Here is a 15995-nt window from a genome sequence, read left to right as displayed (position 1 = left end):
CGCGGCCGCCGCCATAATGGATTGACTGTTTAGAAATTCAAGGAAGCGGACATGAGTCTGAAATGCGGTATCGTCGGTTTGCCCAATGTCGGCAAGTCCACCCTGTTCAATGCGCTGACCAAGGCCGGCATCGAAGCCGCCAACTACCCGTTCTGCACCATCGAGCCCAATGTCGGCATCGTGGAAGTGCCGGACCAGCGCCTGGCTGAACTGGCCAAGATCATCAATCCGCAGAAGATCCAGCCGGCCATCGTCGAATTCGTCGATATCGCCGGCCTGGTGGCGGGCGCCTCCAAGGGCGAGGGCCTGGGCAACCAGTTCCTGGCCAACATTCGCGAGACTGACGCCATTGTCAACGTGGTGCGCTGCTTCGAGGACGACAATATCGTCCACGTCGCCGGCAAGGTCGATCCGATCGCCGATATTGAAACCATCCTGACCGAGCTGGCGCTGGCCGACCTGTCCGCGGTGGAAAAGGCGATGCAGCGCGAAGGCAAGAAGGCCAAGTCCGGCGACAAGGACGCGCGCGCGCTGATCGAGGTGCTGGAAAAGCTGGCGCCGCATCTGGACCAGGGCAAGCCGGCGCGCTCGCTGGATCTGTCCGATGAGGAAAAGACGCTGATCAAGCCGCTGTGCCTGCTCACCATCAAGCCGGCGATGTATGTCGCCAATGTGGCCGAAGACGGCTTCAGCGGCAATCCGCTGCTGGAGCGGGTGCAAGCGCTGGCCGACAGCGAAGGCGCGCCGGTGGTGGCGCTGTGCGCGGCCATCGAGTCCGAAATCGCCGAGCTGGACGACGCCGACAAAGCCGAATTCCTGGAGACGCTGGGCCTGGAAGAGCCGGGACTGGACCGCCTGATTCGCGCCGGCTACAAGCTGCTGGGCCTGCAGACCTACTTCACCGCCGGGGTGAAGGAAGTGCGCGCCTGGACCATCCATGTGGGGGATACCGCACCGCAGGCGGCCGGCGTGATTCACACCGACTTCGAACGCGGCTTCATTCGCGCGCAAACCATCGCCTACGCCGACTTCATCGCGCTGGGCGGCGAAGCCAAGGCCAAGGAGGCCGGCAAGATGCGGGCCGAGGGCAAGGACTACGTCGTTCAGGATGGCGACGTGATGAACTTCCTGTTCAACGTCTAAAGCGGCAGATAAAAGTGGTGGCGATGAGCCGCCACTTTTGTTATATGCTCTGCCGTGGGCGACAGCTGTCCATCGCCGTTCATTCTTTTGTTTGACTACATGTTTGAATCGTTGCGGGTGATCATCTGGTGGAACGTGAAGAAAACGAAATTGCCTTGTTGAAAATCGGCCAGTTCGGTTCGCGCAATTGGCGAGTTTTGCTGGCCGGTTTTTGTTTGTCCGCGTTGTCGGGCTTGGCCGCGAGTCTGGCAATGCCCAATCTGTATACCGCCAGAACCTTGCTGACGATCGCCGCGCCGATCGGCGCCCAAGGGGGCGCCAGCGTGTTGCAGAGCGATGGCGTGCTGCAGCGGATGGTGGATAAGTTTGCTTTGGTCGATCATTATCAGTCGGCTTCGCCGCGGGAAGCCAAGCTGGAGTTGGTGAACAGCCGGCTGAAGCTCTCCCCGACCAAGGAAGGGCTGCTCGAGGTCTCGGTGACCGATGCCAGCCCGGAATTGGCGGCGCAATTGGCCAACGGCCTGGCGGAGATCAGCAGGCAGCAGATACTGGACGCGCATATTACCGAGCAAGGCCGGAAGCAGTATGTGCTGCAGGAGAAGCTGGCTGCGGCGCGGGCGCAACTGAAGCAGGCCGAAGCGGAAGTGGCGGCCAGGGTGCCGGGCGGCGAAGCGTCGCTGGACATGGCCACAGTCGGCATCATCAGCGGGTTCGCAGGACTGGAAGGGCAGCTGGAGGGCGGCCAGTCCAGCAATCTGGGCAGCGCGATCCTGCAAATGCGCAAGGAGCTGGAGGGAAGCAACCGCGTGATACGGCAGTTGCCGAGCGGGCAGATGCTGGCCCTGCGCAATCTTTACTTCAATCGGGCGCTGATCCGCGAGCTGCAGCAGCAGCTTCAGGTTGCCCGGGTGGTGGCGTCGCAGGATGTGCAGGTGGTGTTGCCCGCGGCGCCGCCGCTGGAAAAGTCGGCGCCGAAACGGATCATCATTGTCCTGTTGTCCGGCATGGCCGGTTTGCTGCTTGTCGCATTGGCCGTCATCGCGCTGCAGCACCGCGGCAGGAGTTTCAGCAGAAGAGCCGGCGCGTAGGCTGGTTTGGGGACGTGTCGTCGCGACGGTCCGCGCGGTTGGCGCCGCGCGGACCGTCGCGCATTTAGGCTTGTCTGATATCACGAATTACTGATATTCTTGCATCCAATATTTTTTCAATTCTAAATTCTTTTGGGTTATATTGATATGCGCAAGCTGATGACGGTATTGCTGCTGGCGGGGCTGAGCTGCCAGGCGCTGGCGGCGGATCTGCTGGATGCGGTGAAGCAGCGCGGCACGCTGAAGATCGCGCTGGAGGGAACCTACCCGCCGTTCAACTTCAAGGACGCCAAGCAACAGCTGACCGGCTTCGATGTCGAGATCGCCAGCGAGATCGCGCGCCGGATGAAGGTGAAGCCGGAGTTCACCACCGCGGAGTGGAGCGGCCTCTTGGCCGGCCTGCAAAGCGGCAAGTTCGATATCGTGGTCAACCAGGTGGGCGTGACCGAGCAGCGCAAGGCGGTGTTCGACTTCAGCCAGCCTTACACCTATTCCAGCGCGCAGCTGATCGTGCGCAAGAATGAAAGCCGCGCCTTCAAGGGCCTGGCCGACCTGAAGGGCAAGAAGCTGGGTGTCGGCCAGGGCAGCAACTACGCCGACATGGCCAAGGCCGCGGCCGGCGTGGAAGTGAAAACCTACCCGGGCGCGCCGGAATACCTGCAGGACCTGGCCACCGGCCGCCTGGACGCGGCGCTGAACGACAGCCTGCTGATCCCATTCGCCATCAAGCAGGCCAAGCTGCCGTTGAAGGCGGGCGCGCCGGTCGGCGAGGTGGCGACGATGGCGATTCCATTCGCCAAGGGCAATCCGCAGTTCAAGGCGGCCATCGACCAGGCGCTGTCCGGCATGAAGGCCGACGGCACCTTCAAGAAGATTTCGGTCAAGTGGTTCGGCATCGACGTATCCAAGGCGCCGGCGGCGGCCAAGAAGTAATCTGTATTGGAATCAGGATGGGAAGACGCCCCTGCCGCAGCGGGGGCGTAGTATTTTCAGGGAAGGGATGGCATGAGCGATTGGATGACGCTGTTCGAGTCGGCGTTGCCGGTGCTGCTGAAGGGCGCGGGCTACACGCTGGCCTTCGCCTTGGTGGCGATGGTGCTGGGGCTGGCCTTGGGCTTTGCGGTGGCGATGGTGCGGGTGGCGAAACTGCCGCTGCTGTCGCAGCTGGCCGCGTTCTACGTCAGCGCGATGCGCGGCACGCCGCTGTTGGTGCAGATTTTCGTCATCTACTACGGCCTGCCGGGCGTGGGGCTGGAATTGGATCCGGTGCCGGCCGGGGTGCTGGCGCTGACGTTGAACGTCGCCGCCTACCTGTCGGAAAGCCTGCGCGGCGGCATCGCCGGCGTTGCCAAGGGGCAGTGGGACGCCGCGTTCTCGCTGGGCCTGTCGTGGTGGCAGACCATGCGCCACATCATCGCGCCGCAGGCGCTGCGCTTGTCGGTGCCCAGCCTGTCCAACAGCCTGATCTCGCTGATCAAGGATACCTCGCTGGTGTCGGTTATCACAGTCACCGAGCTGATGCTGGCGACCAAAGAGGTGATCGCCCAGACCTTTCAGCCCTTGCCGCTGTACCTGGCCGCCGCCGCCATCTACTGGCTGCTGAGCGCCGCTTTCGAGCGCATCCAGCGCCGGGTGGAGGACAGGCTGGAGTTGGCGCACCGGCGCTGATCCTGGTTCGCGCGGCAAGAAAAAAGCCCCGCATCGGCGGGGCTTTGTCACATCTGGCGGCGGGCTCAGGCGTGCACGTACAGATTGTCGATCAGCGCGCGGCAGCGCTCGGCGATGACCTTGCGGCGCAGCTTCAGCGTCGGCGCCAGCTCGCCGGCGTCCACGCACCAGGGCTTGTCGACCAGCGCGAACTTCTTGATGTGCTCCCAGCTGCCGAAGTAGCGGTTGAAACGTTTCACCTCGCGGTCTATCAGATCGACGATCTTGGGGTGGCTGCGCATCTCGCTGTCGGTGGTGTAGGCGATGCCGTGTTCGCTGCACCATTCCTTCAGCTTTTCGTACAGCGGCACGATCAGCGCGGCCGCGTATTTCTGGCCGTCGCCCACCACCATGATCTGGTCGATGAAGGCTGATTCCTTCAGCTTGTTCTCCAGCGCTTGCGGCGCGATGTATTTGCCGTTGCTGGTCTTGAACATTTCCTTCTTGCGGTCGGTGATGCGCAGGTAGCCGTTTTCCAGCACGCCGATGTCGCCGGTGTGCAGCCAGCCATCCTGCAGCGCTTCCGCGCTCAGCTGCGCTTCCTTGTAATAGCCGACCATCACGTTGTCGCCGCGCACCAGGATTTCGCCGTCGTCGGCCAGGCGCACTTCCACGCCGGGCAGCGGCAGGCCGACGCTGCCGATGCGCACGCCGCGGGCGTTGAACGGATTGGCGGAAATCACCGGCGAGCTCTCGGTCATGCCGTAGCCCTCGGCCACGGCCACGCCGGCGGCCCAGAACATCCGCGCCAGCCGTGGCTGCAGCGCGGCGGAGCCGACGTTGATCGAGATCAGCTGGCCGCCCATCGCCGCGCGCCATTTGCTGTACACCAGCTTGTCGGCCAGCGCGTGCTTGATCGCCTCCAGCGGCGACAGCTTGCGGTTGGGATTGAAATTCTCGGCGCGAGCGACCGCCCACAGGTAGATGCGGCGCTTGGCGCCGGACAGGTCGCGGGCCTTGGCCACCAGCTTTTCATGCACCTTCTCCAGCACGCGCGGCACGGCGCTGAAGGTGTGCGGCTTGACGTCGGCCATCGCCGACGACAGGCACTCCACGCTGGAGAAGTAGATGCCGGTGCCGCTGTACAGATAGTAGTAGACGCCTGCTCGCTCGAAGATGTGCGACAGCGGCAGGAAGCTCAACGCGCGGCAACTGCCATGGGGCAGGCCGGTGAATTCGGCGGTGGCGGTGACGGTGCTGACCACATTGCGGTGCGACAGCATCACGCCTTTGGAACGGCCAGTGGTGCCGGAGGTATAGATAATGGTGTAGACATCGTCGGCGCGGATGCCGTCGCGCAGCGCTTCCAGTTCGGCCATGCGCTCGATGCGGCCCAGATCGCGGATTTCGCGCCAGGAGGGCACGCCGTCGATATCGGCCAGGCCGTAAATGGGGCAAGCGAGCTTGCCCAATGCCTCGTGCAGTTTTCGTTGCAATGCAGCACTGCCGGCAAAAGCCAGCTTGACCTCGGCATGAGACAGGATATAGCGTGCATCATCGAGGGTGATGGTGGGATACAGCGGCACGCTGACGGCGCCCACTTGCTGCAGCGCCAGGTCCGCCAGCACCCATTCGATGCTGTTGTCGGCTGCGATGGCCACCTTGTCGCCGGGGCCTATGCCCAGCTCAAGCAAGCCCAGACTGACGCGGTTGACCGTGTCCCGTACCTCGGTGGTGGACAGTTGCCGCCATGCCTTGCCGGATTTGGCGGCCAGGCAATCCTGGCGGGGATGGGTGGCCAACTGGTGATACAGGATGTCGAAAACGCGTTTTGTCTTCATGCAAACGTTAGTTTTAATGCGAAACGCAGCAAAATAGCCCTAAAGCGCGTCGGTGTAAAGTAAAAATCCGTGCAGGCTTGGCGAAGATCATAGCAATTTGCTGATATTTGTTCGCAATTGCGTTGAAGTTTTAGCTTTGTGATGAAATGGTCATGGCAAATGCATGCTTTGCCGGCCGTTTGCGTTCGATTGTCGGGCAATTTGCCCAAGTTGATGATTTTGAGGAGTTTTTGTGAAATTCGCGACCCGCGCCATCCATGTCGGCTACCACAGCGCCGATCACAACCGGGCGGTCATGCCTCCGCTGTACCAGACATCGGCGTTTGCGTATGAGCACATCGGCGAGAGCATGCCTTATGTCTACGCCCGCAGCGGCAACCCCACCCGCAGCGCGCTGGAGAGCTGCCTGGCCAGCCTGGAGGACGCCAAGCACGGCCTGGCTTTCTCCAGCGGCATGGCGGCGATAGACGCGGTGTTGCGGGCCTGCCTGAAACCGGGCGACGAGGTGGTGGCGGTGGCCGACCTCTACGGCGGCGCCTACCGGCTGCTGACGCGGCTGCTGGCGCCGGCTGGCGTCAAGGTGACCTTCGCCGACCTGCGCGAGCCGGCCGAACTGGAGGCCGCCATCACTGCGCAGACGCGCCTGCTGTGGCTGGAGTCGCCGACCAATCCGCTGCTGGGCATGGTCGACATCGCGGCCTTGTCGGCCATCGCCCATCGCCATGATGTCAAGGTGGCGGTGGACAATACCTTCGCCACGCCTTACCTGCAGCAGCCGCTGTCGCTCGGCGCCGACATCGTCGTGCATTCGGCCACCAAGTATCTGGCCGGCCATTCCGACGTGCTGCTGGGGCTGGTGGCGGTCAGCGACGACAAGCTCTACCACGATATCCGCTTCGTGCAGAACGCCGCCGGCGCGGTGCCGGGGCCGCAGGACTGCTTCCTGACCTTGCGCGGCATCAAGACGCTGGCCTTGCGGATGGAGAGACACTGCGACAATGCGGAAAAAGTGGCTGCCTGGCTGTGCGGCCAGGAGCGGATCGCCCAGGTGTTCTATCCGGGCTTGCCCGGCCACCCGGGCCATGAGCTGGCCAAGACGCAGATGAAGCGTTTCGGCGGCATCATCAGCATCCGCCTGCGCGACGACAGCCGCGAGGCCGCCAGCCGCTTCGCCAGCCGGCTGCGGCTGTTCGTGCTGGCGGAGTCGCTGGGCGGAGTGGAGTCGCTGATCAACCACAGCTATACCATGTCGCACGGCAGCATGCCGGCCGACAACAAGGCCGCGCTGGGCATCGTCGAGGGCGGCTTGCGCCTGTCGATAGGCATCGAGGACATAGACGACCTGCTGGCCGACCTGGAACAGGCGCTGCGCGACTGAGCCCGGCCAGCGGGATTGGCGGCACATCCGACACCACAGGCCGGCGCGGTGCCGGCGACAAGGAGAGCGTGATGTCTTCAGCATTCTGGCAGAAGTCGCAGCTCAAGCTGCCGGTGATACAGGCGCCGATGGCGGGCGGCGCGACCACGCCGCAATTGGTGGCGACGGTGTCCGGCGCCGGCGGCCTGGGCTTTCTGGCCGGCGCCATGCTGTCGCCGGAGCAGATCGGCGAGGAGACGGCGCGCATCCGCGCCCTGACCGACCGGCCGTTCGGCATCAATCTGTTCGTTCAGGCCCCTCCGGCGCCGGCGGTGGCCGAGCTGGAGCCGGCGCTGAAGCTGCTGGCGCCGTGGCATGCGGAGCTGGGGTTGGCGCCGCCATCGGTTCCGGCCAGTTTCTGCCAGCCGTTCGATCGCCAGTTCGACGCGCTGCTGGCGTTGCGGCCGGCTTTCGCCAGCTTCACTTTCGACATTCTGGACGCCGCGCGGATGCAGGCGTTGAAGCAAGCCGGCATCCAGGTGATAGGCACCGCCACCAACCTGGCCGAAGGGCTGGCCTGGGCGCAGCTGGGCGCGGACGCGGTGTGCGCGCAAGGGCGCGAGGCGGGCGGCCACCGCGGCACCTTCATCGGGCCGCAGGAGCAGTCGCTGCGGCCTATGTTGTCGCTGGTGTACGAGCTGGCGCAAAACCTGCCGGTGCCGGTGCTGGCCGCCGGCGGCATCATGAACGGCAAGGACATCGCCGGCGCGATGCGCCACGGCGCGCAAGCCTGCTTGCTGGGCACGGCTTTTCTGCGTTGCCCGGAGTCCGGCATTTCCGCGCCGTGGAAGCAGGCGCTGGCGGCGGCGCAGAGCGGGGCGACCCGGCTGACGCGCGCTTTTTCCGGCCGGATGGCGCGCGGGCTGGACAACCGCTACATGGAAGAGATGGCCAAGTCGCAGGACCAGTTGCCGGCCTATCCGGTGACCAACGCGCTGACCGGCCCGCTGCGCGCCGCCGCGGTCCAGGCCGGGCGCCGGGACCTGATGTCGCTGTGGGCCGGCGAAGGCGTGGCCCTGGCGCGCGAGCTGCCGGCGGCGGAATTGGTCGCCCAGCTGCTGGCCGAATGGCAGGCGGCTTACCGCTAGCCTTCCCCGCGGTAGATGGCCAGCGTGGCGCGGCCCTGGCCGTCGATGGCGGCGCGGTACATGCCTTCGCAATTGAAGGGCAGCGCCACCCGGCCGTTCTTGTCCACCGCCACTACCCCGCCGGTGCCGCCCAGCCGCGGCAGGTCGTCTTGCACCACCGCGGCGCAGGCTTGTTCCAGCGTTTCCCCCAGATAGCGGATCCGGGCCGAGATTTCATGGCCGGCGGCGGCGCGGACGAAGTATTCGCCATGGCCGGTGGCCGATACCGCGCAGTCGCCGTCGGCCCAGGTGCCGGCGCCTATCACCGGCGTGTCGCCGATGCGGCCCGGCCACTTGGCGGTGCGGCCGCCGGTGGAGGTGGCGGCGGCCAGGCGGCCCTGGTCATCCAGCGCCACCGCGCCCACCGTGCCGTGTTTGCGGTCTTCGGGAATGTCCTCGTCCTTGCCGCCGCTGGCCAGCCGCTCTTTCTCCAGCAGCAGCGCTTGCCAGCGCTTGTCGGTGTGGAAGTATTCCGGCGGCCGCATGTCCAAACCTTCCCGGCGGGCGAAGTCTTCGGCGGCGGCGAAGCCCAGCGTCACATGGGGGCTGCGCTCCATCACCGCGCGCGCCAGCAGCACCGGGTTTTGCACGCAGCCAAGGCCGGTGACGCTGCCGGCATCCTGGCGGCTGCCGTCCATCACCGCAGCCTCCATTTCCTGCTTGCCGTCCAGCGTGTACACCGAGCCGCGGCCGGCGTTGAACAGCGGATCGTCCTCCAGCGCGCAGACGCTGGCGCACACCGCGTCGAGCGCGCTGCCGCCGGCGCGCAATACCGCATGGCCGGCCTCCAGCGCGCGGGCTAGGCCGGCGCGGTAAGCTTGTTCGGCGGCGGCGTCCATTTCGCTGCGGCGCAGGGTTCCTGCGCCGCCGTGCAGGGCGATGGCGATGGGCATGGCTGGCTTCCTTGTCGGGTGGTTGTCTGCATGACATCCGCCTGGCAGGATGTGACGCTTTGCGCGACAGCATGGAGACAAGATGGATGTTGCAGCCACCAGTGTACTGATTTTCCTGCGCGACGATAGCCAATGCTGGTGGCAGCGCCGCGCCTGGGACGACGACAGCCATCCGGGGCGGCTGGATTTCGCCGCCGGAGGCGGCATCGAGGCTGGCGAGACGCCGGCGGCGGCCGCGGCCCGCGAATTGGAGGAGGAACTGGGCATCGCGGACCTGCCGCTCAGGCCTTTGGGGCGGATGAAGCTGGACGGAGAAGTCTGCGAATTGTTCGACGCGCCGCTGCCGGCGCGCTGGCGTCTCGGCCCGGAGGTGGCGGCGCTGCTGCCCTTGCCGCTGGCGGCCTTGACGGCGCTGGCGGCGGACGAGCTGCATCCGCAGCTGGCGGACTGGCTTGGCAGACAGGAGCCGGCGGCGCATAATTGTTGAGTAAATCACTCAACTAATGGTCGCCCTGAGATGAATGCCGAACTGGAAGCCGAGATCCAACAAAAATACACCACCGAAACCATACTCGACATGCGGCGCTGGACCGACAAGCTGATCAGCTTCCGCCTGACGCGGCCGGCCGGCTTCCGCTTCGCGGCCGGCCAGTTCGCCCGGCTCGGCCTGCCGCTGGCGAACGGCGGCCAGGTGTGGCGCGCGTATTCGATGTGTTCGGCGGTGTACGACGAGCATCTGGAGTTCTACTCCATCGTGGTGGAGGCCGGCCAGTTCAGCCCCTTGCTGGCCAAGCTCGCGCCCGGCGGCCAGGTGATGCTGGACAAGAAGGCGCTCGGCTTCTTCCAGGAGGACAGGCTGCCGGCCGGCCGCGACCTGTGGCTGCTGGCCACCGGCACCGGCATCGCGCCCTATCTGTCGATATTGCGCCAGCCGGACGCCTGGCAGCGTTTCGAGCGCATCATCCTGTCGCACTGCGTGCGCGATGCCGCGGAGTTGTCGTTCCAGCGCGAAATCGCCGAACTGCGCGAGCACCCGCTGTGGCGCGAGCACGGCCACAAGCTGCACTACCTGCCGGTGGTGACCCGGGACGCGCCGGCGGACATGCTGGACGCCCGCTACCCGCAATTGCTGGCCGACGGCCGGCTGGCGCGGCGGGCCGGGGTGGAGATGTCGCTGGAGCATAGCCGCTTCATGCTGTGCGGCAATCCGCAGATGGTGGAGGACACCCACCGCCAGTTGATGAAAATGGGCTACCGGATGACCCGGCAGAACGCGCCGGGCCACATCGTGCTGGAAAACGGCTGGTAGGCTGGCAACGCTCCGCGGCGGGACGCCGCCAGCCAAGCGAATCGTGATCGCTCGTCGCCGTTACGCGGTGGCCAGCGCGCTGTCCTCTCGCAACAGCGAGTGTGTGATCAAGTCCTGATGGCGGCCCAGCCAGAAGCCGGCCTGGCGCGCGCGGCCTTCCACCTTGAAATCCAGCCGTTCCAGCAGCGTGAGCGAGGCCTGGTTGTCGGGGTGCACCTGAGCCTCGATCCGGTTCAGCTCCATATGCTCGAAGCCCCAGGCCAGCGCGGCGCGCAGCGCCTCGCCCATCAGGCCCTGCCCTTGGCAGGCGCGCGCCAGTTCGTAGCCCAGCGTGCAGCTGCGCCAGCCCCGGTTCCATTTGAACAGGCCGAGGCTGCCGATCAGCGCGTCATCCTCCCGGCGCGCCAGTCCCCAGCGCACGCCGGGCGCGGGCAAGCTTCTCCAGCCGGCGAATGTCTCCACCATCGCGCGCGCTTGCTCCAGGCTGGAAATCGGGTCGGTGCCGTACCAGCGCATCGCATCGGCGTCGCCGTGGATGGCCAGCAGCGCGGGCGCGTCGCGCTGCGTGATCTCGCGCAGCGTCAGGCGTTCGGTGCGAAGCGTGGGAAAGTCCATCGTGGGCTCCATCTGGTTAGGACAAATAGCTATACCGGAAATGGCGATGCGTTTCAAACCGTATGCTCACGGTTGTTCGACTCCTGACGATGTCGGTATGATGAATGCCTTCGTGACCGATTGCGGAGCCTCGCCCATGCCCACCTTGTCCACCCTGCTGCTATTCTCCCTCGCCTGTCTCGCGTTGGCCGCCACGCCAGGCCCCGACATGCTGCTGATCGCCAGCCGCAGCGCCGGCCAGGGGCTGCGCGCCGGCTTCGCCACGCTGTTCGGCATTCAGCTCGGCACCTATTGCCACGCCCTGTTGGCGGCGCTGGGCCTGGCCCAGCTGTTCGTGCTGGTGCCGATGGCCTATGACGCGGTGCGCATCGCCGGCGCCGCCTATTTGCTGTACCTGGCCTGGACCACCTTGAAAAGCAAGAGCGTGCTGCGCGCGGCCGGCTCCGCCGAACCCGGCCGGCCGCTGGCGCGCATCGCGCTGCAGGGGCTGACCACCAATTTGCTCAATCCCAAGATGGCGCTGTTCGTGCTGGCGCTGTTTCCGCAGTTCGTGCAGCCGCAGGCCGGCCCGGTGGCGCTGCAGATCATGCTGTTGGCCACGGTGCTGAACGCGGTGGGTTTTGTCGTCAACGCGCTGGTGATCGTCGCCAGCAGCAGGATGGGCAGGGCCTTGTCGGGCCAGGGCGCGGGGCGCTGGCCGCAATACCTGCTGGCGACGGTGTTCGGCGGGCTGGCGCTGCGCTTGCTGGCGGCCGGCCAGCGTTGAGCTTGGGGGCGATATGGAAGAAGTCGAACGGCGCGAGCCGGCGCTGACGCCGCAGGACAAGGCGAAGCGGGCATTGCTGGCCGCCGCCACGGCTGGCTACGCCGGTTTCAGCTGCTGGCAGCGCGATTTCTACGTGCCCGGCAAACATGGGCCTGGCGTGCATCTGCATGGCTGGGCCAGCTATATGCTGGAGGCGGCCTTGCTGATCGCCGCGCTGCTCTTGCTGCTGCCCTTGGCGACGCGGCGGCCGGACGCGATGCGCTGGCGGCGGCCGTTGAGCACCCTGGCCTGGGGTTTGTTCCTGTACGGGCTGTTCGGCGGTTTGCTGCTGCAAGGCTTGTCCGGCAACGGCGCTTACGGCGTCAAGGCGCTGCTGCTGGTCCTGGCCCTGTTGCCGGGCGCGCTGGCCGTGCTGCTGGGACGGCTGCCGACGATTGAGGCGTATCGCGACACGCGCAAACGGATAGGGCAGCAGTCGAAGTCGGCGCAGACGCCGCTGCCGGCGGCGCTGGGATGGCTGGCTGCGGCGTTGCTGGGCCTGCTTGGCCTGATATTGACGCTGGCGGCGCTGCTGCTGTTGCTGGGAGGGACATTCGTCGCAGCCGCGGTGCTGCTGCTGATCGGCGCCGCGACGCTGGCGTGGACCTACTTCATCATCCAGCGCTTGCGCGCCGGCGCGCGCCGTTAGCCGCCGCGGTTTTGCGCTACCATGGCTTATGAGCGCCGTCCGCAACGGGCGGCGGCGGGCCGCGCCGCGCCGGCCCGGGTATTGCCGGATGCCAGTGTATGAAGCCTGCCGATGAAGACCAAGACATCGCCGCCCGCCTGCTGTCGTTGCAGCTGGACAGCCCGTTGCTGATCGCCCTGTTCGACGAACGCGATGGCCTGCGTTACGCCAATCCGGCCTTCTGCGCCGCGCTGGATGTGGCGCCGGACGAGCGCATTTGCTGGGTGGAGCTGATGCGGCGCAATTACCGCAACGGCCGCGGCACCTTGATCCAGACCCGGGACTTCGAAGCTTGGCTCGCTTCGGCGAAATCGCGGCGCGCCAAGCTGCCGTTTCGCGCCTTCGAGACCGACCTGGCCGACGGCCGCTGGATCTGGATGACCGAAACCACCCAGCCGGGCGGCTGGATGCTGTGCGTCGGCAGCGATATCACCGACCTGCGCGTCGGCGAGCGTGAGCTGAGGCAGGCGCGCGACCTGGCGCAGCGCGCGGCGCTGACCGACCCTTTGACCGGCCTGGGCAACCGCGGCCACATCCTGCAGCAACTGGAAGGCATGCTGGCGCAGTTTGGCCATGGCGCCTGCCAAGCGGCAGCCATTGCCATCCTGGACCTGGACCATTTCAAATTGATCAACGACGTGCAGGGCCATCTGGCCGGCGACGCGGTGCTGCGCGATTTCGCGCACCGGCTGCAGCCGCTGCTGAAGCCGCACGACAGCCTGGGCAGGCTGGGCGGCGAGGAGTTTCTGCTGCTGGCCCCGGGCAGCGGCCTGGAGCAGGCGGAGGCGCTGCTGCAGGCGATCTTGATCGAGGTGCAGGCCTCGCGGCCGTTGGCCGAGGCGCCGGCCTTTACCTATACCTGTTCGGCCGGCATGACCCTGCTGCGCGGCGGCGACGACCTGATGGCGGCGCTGGCCAGGGCCGACGAGGCGCTGTACCAGGCCAAGGCCGGCGGCCGCAACACCTGGCGCGTGCGGCTGTAGCGGGCATGAAAAAAGGCGGGATCGCTCCCGCCTTGGTCGTTTCTCGCCGCAGCCTTATTGCTTGACGCAGTCGACGCAGTAAACCTTGCGGTCCTGCACTTCCACCGCCACCAGGCCGTGGACATCGGTTTCGAAGCCCGGCAGCTCGCGGTTGAAGGCCTGGGCGAAGCGCAGGTAGTCGACGATGGTCTTGTTGAAGCGTTCGCCCGGGATCAGCAGCGGGATGCCCGGCGGATACGGGGTCAGCAGCACCGCGGTGACGCGGCCTTCCAGCTGGTCCACCGGCACCCGTTCGATCTCGCGGTGCGCCATCTTGGCGAAGGCGTCGGCCGGGCGCATCGCCGGCTCCATGTCGGACAGATAGATGTCGGTGGTCAGCCGCGCCACGTCGTGCTTGGCGTACAGGCCATGGATGCGCTGGCACAGATCCTGCAGGCCGACGCGCTCGTACTGCGGGTATTTGGCGATGAATTCCGGCATCACGCGCCACATCGGCTGGTTCTTGTCGAAATCGTCCTTGAACTGCTGCAGCAGCGAGATCAGCGTGTTCCAGCGGCCCTTGGTGATACCGATGGTGAACATGATGAAGAAGCTGTACAGGCCGGTTTTCTCCACCACCACGCCGTGTTCGGTCAGGTACTTGGTGACGATGGCGGCCGGGATGCCCATTTCCTCGAAGCTGCCGTCCACGTCCAGGCCCGGCGTCAGCACGGTGGCCTTGATCGGGTCCAGCATATTGAAGCCGTCTTCGATGCCGGCGAAGCCGTGCCAGCGCTCGTCGGGGCGCAGCGTCCAGTCGGTCTGGTCGCAGATGCCGTCGTCGGACAGATCGTCCGGGCCCCACACGCTGAACCACCAGTCGCGGCCGTATTCCTCGTCCACCTTGCGCATGGCGCGGCGGAATTCCATCGCCTCCACCAGCGATTCCTCCACCAGCGACTGGCCGCCCGGCTGCTCCATCATCGCGGCGGCCACGTCGCAGCTGGCGATGATCGAGTATTGCGGGCTGGTCGAGGTGTGCATCAGGTAAGCCTCGTTGAACCAGGCGGTGTCCAGCTGGCGGTTCTGCGGGTCCTGCACCAGGATTTGCGAAGCCTGGCTGATGCCTGCCAACAGCTTGTGGGTGGACTGGGTGGAAAACACCAGGCTGTCTTCGCAGCGCGGACGGCCTTCGCCGATGGCGTGGAAGTCGCGGTAGAAATCATGGAAGCAGGCGTGCGGCAGCCAGGCTTCGTCGAAGTGCAGCGTGTCCACCTCGCCGTCCAGCAGGCCCTTGATCTCCTCGACGTTGTACAGGATGCCGTCGTAGGTGGACTGGGTCAGCGTCAGGATGCGCGGCTTGCGGTTGGGGTGCTTTTCCAGCATCTCGCGCGCGAACGGATTGGCCAGGATCTTGCGCTTGATGGTGTCCGGCTGGAATTCGGACTTCGGGATCGGGCCGATGATGCCGTAGTGGTTGCGCGTCGGCATCAGGAACACCGGGATGGCCCCGGTCATGATGATGGCGTGCAGGTTCGACTTGTGGCAGTTGCGGTCCACCAGCACGATGTCGCCGGCGGCGACGCAGCTGTGCCAGACGATCTTGTTCGAAGTCGAGGTGCCGTTGGTGACGAAGAACAGGTGGTCGGCGTTGAAGATGCGGGCGGCGTTGCGCTCGGAGGCCGCGATCGGGCCGGTGTGGTCCAGCAGCTGGCCCAGCTCGTCCACCGCGTTGCAGACGTCGGCGCGCAGCATGTTTTCGCCGAAGAACTGGTGGAACATCTGGCCGACCGGGCTCTTCAGGAAGGCGACGCCGCCGGAGTGGCCGGGGCAGTGCCAGGAGTAGGAGCCGTCATGCGCGTAGTCGACCAGCGCGCGGAAGAACGGCGGCGCCAGGTTGTCCAGGTAGCTCTTGGCTTCGCGGATGATGTGGCGGGCGACGAACTCCGGCGTGTCCTCGTGCATGTGGATGAAGCCGTGCAGCTCGCGCAGGATGTCGTTGGGGATGTGGCGCGCGGTGCGGGTTTCGCCGTACAGGTAGACCGGGATGTCCGGATTGCGGCGGCGGATCTCGGCGACGAAGCCGTACAGATTGCCCAGCGACTCTTGGGCCGAGTCCTCGGTCTGGAATTCTTCATCGTCTATCGACAGGATGAAGCCGGCGGCGCGGCTTTGCTGCTGGGCGAAAGAGGTGAGGTCGCCGTAGCTGGTGTAGCCGATCACGCTCATGCCTTCCGCCTCCATGGCGGCAGCCAGTTCGCGGATGCCGGAGCCGCTGGTGTTTTCCGAGCGGAAATCCTCGTCGATGATCACGATGGGGAAATGAAAACGCATACCTGAGTCCTTGTTGCTGTTAACTCGGACACTGCGGCGGGGCCGGGTGGCGTCACCTGGCGGCCTGCATCGCTGCAGCGTCACTCGGTGCGCGTGGGGCGCAGATTCTGTACGCACGGGCTGAAG

Annotated in this window: 15 protein-coding genes; 11 read left to right on the top strand and 4 right to left on the bottom strand. The window is 65.8% G+C overall.

Annotated elements, in window-relative coordinates:
- The first annotated feature begins 51 nt into the window (after positions 1–51).
- From ychF to U6115_RS20840, 4 genes are all read left to right on the top strand, one after another.
- Entirely contained in the window at positions 52–1143 is a 1092-nt protein-coding gene (ychF, locus tag U6115_RS20855) for a redox-regulated ATPase YchF (protein WP_043579349.1), read from the top strand.
- A 251-nt stretch (positions 1144–1394) separates the two neighbouring features.
- Positions 1395–2231 carry a GumC domain-containing protein gene (locus tag U6115_RS20850; RefSeq protein WP_146008421.1) on the top strand — a complete coding sequence of 279 codons (837 nt, stop codon included), beginning with the start codon at positions 1395–1397 and terminating at the stop codon, positions 2229–2231.
- Between the two features lie 147 nt (positions 2232–2378).
- Positions 2379–3164: a transporter substrate-binding domain-containing protein gene (locus tag U6115_RS20845; protein WP_043579342.1), complete on the top strand. Its 786-nt coding sequence runs from the start codon at positions 2379–2381 to the stop codon at positions 3162–3164.
- A 72-nt stretch (positions 3165–3236) separates the two neighbouring features.
- Positions 3237–3899 (top strand): amino acid ABC transporter permease, encoded by a 663-nt coding sequence (locus U6115_RS20840; protein ID WP_043579340.1) that lies wholly within the window; start codon positions 3237–3239, stop codon positions 3897–3899.
- Between the two features lie 65 nt (positions 3900–3964).
- On the opposite strand, the gene U6115_RS20835 is transcribed toward U6115_RS20840, so the two are convergent.
- On the bottom strand, positions 3965–5719 hold the full coding sequence (locus U6115_RS20835) for an AMP-dependent synthetase/ligase (protein WP_043579338.1): 1755 nt from the start codon (positions 5717–5719) through the stop codon (positions 3965–3967).
- A 232-nt stretch (positions 5720–5951) separates the two neighbouring features.
- Here U6115_RS20835 and U6115_RS20830 point away from each other — a divergent pair, with 232 nt between their 5' ends.
- Together U6115_RS20830 and U6115_RS20825 are read left to right on the top strand one after the other, a co-directional pair.
- The gene (locus U6115_RS20830; RefSeq protein WP_043579333.1) at positions 5952–7097 is read left to right on the top strand and encodes a trans-sulfuration enzyme family protein; all 1146 of its coding nucleotides are present in this window, start codon (positions 5952–5954) and stop codon (positions 7095–7097) included.
- A 71-nt stretch (positions 7098–7168) separates the two neighbouring features.
- Positions 7169–8224 (top strand): NAD(P)H-dependent flavin oxidoreductase, encoded by a 1056-nt coding sequence (locus tag U6115_RS20825; protein WP_043579331.1) that lies wholly within the window; start codon positions 7169–7171, stop codon positions 8222–8224.
- Here the strand turns inward: U6115_RS20825 and U6115_RS20820 are convergent.
- Complete coding sequence (locus tag U6115_RS20820) at positions 8221–9156, bottom strand: isoaspartyl peptidase/L-asparaginase family protein (RefSeq protein ID WP_043579330.1); 936 nt, start codon at positions 9154–9156, stop codon at positions 8221–8223. The genes U6115_RS20825 and U6115_RS20820 overlap by 4 nt on opposite strands.
- An 82-nt stretch (positions 9157–9238) precedes the next feature.
- Between U6115_RS20820 and U6115_RS20815 the strand changes: the two genes are divergently transcribed.
- Both U6115_RS20815 and U6115_RS20810 read left to right on the top strand, forming a co-directional pair.
- Positions 9239–9643 (top strand): NUDIX domain-containing protein, encoded by a 405-nt coding sequence (locus U6115_RS20815; RefSeq protein WP_052258311.1) that lies wholly within the window; start codon positions 9239–9241, stop codon positions 9641–9643.
- 30 nt (positions 9644–9673) lie between these two features.
- A complete protein-coding gene (locus tag U6115_RS20810) occupies positions 9674–10465 on the top strand; it encodes a ferredoxin--NADP reductase (protein WP_043579325.1) in 792 nt (263 codons plus the stop codon).
- A gap of 60 nt (positions 10466–10525) precedes the next feature.
- On the opposite strand, the gene U6115_RS20805 is transcribed toward U6115_RS20810, so the two are convergent.
- Entirely contained in the window at positions 10526–11080 is a 555-nt protein-coding gene (locus tag U6115_RS20805) for a GNAT family N-acetyltransferase (RefSeq protein ID WP_043579323.1), read from the bottom strand.
- A 136-nt stretch (positions 11081–11216) separates the two neighbouring features.
- On the opposite strand from U6115_RS20805, the gene U6115_RS20800 reads away from it, so the two are divergent.
- The 3 genes from U6115_RS20800 (at position 11217) to U6115_RS20790 (ending at position 13556) form a co-directional block, all read left to right on the top strand.
- The gene (locus U6115_RS20800; protein WP_043579321.1) at positions 11217–11846 is read left to right on the top strand and encodes a LysE family translocator; all 630 of its coding nucleotides are present in this window, start codon (positions 11217–11219) and stop codon (positions 11844–11846) included.
- Positions 11847–11859: 13 nt separating this feature from the next.
- Positions 11860–12534 (top strand): hypothetical protein, encoded by a 675-nt coding sequence (locus U6115_RS20795; RefSeq protein WP_043579319.1) that lies wholly within the window; start codon positions 11860–11862, stop codon positions 12532–12534.
- 98 nt (positions 12535–12632) lie between these two features.
- Positions 12633–13556 carry a sensor domain-containing diguanylate cyclase gene (locus U6115_RS20790; protein WP_043579317.1) on the top strand — a complete coding sequence of 308 codons (924 nt, stop codon included), beginning with the start codon at positions 12633–12635 and terminating at the stop codon, positions 13554–13556.
- A gap of 54 nt (positions 13557–13610) precedes the next feature.
- Here the strand turns inward: U6115_RS20790 and U6115_RS20785 are convergent, their stop codons facing one another.
- Positions 13611–15869, bottom strand: a complete 2259-nt coding sequence (locus U6115_RS20785) for an arginine/lysine/ornithine decarboxylase (protein WP_043579316.1) — start codon at positions 15867–15869, stop codon at positions 13611–13613.
- Positions 15870–15995 lie beyond the last annotated feature (126 nt).

It is taken from the genome of Chromobacterium subtsugae (assembly GCF_035919665.1).
Taxonomy (GTDB): domain Bacteria; phylum Pseudomonadota; class Gammaproteobacteria; order Burkholderiales; family Chromobacteriaceae; genus Chromobacterium; species Chromobacterium subtsugae.
This window is presented reverse-complemented; position numbering and strand designations above follow the sequence as displayed.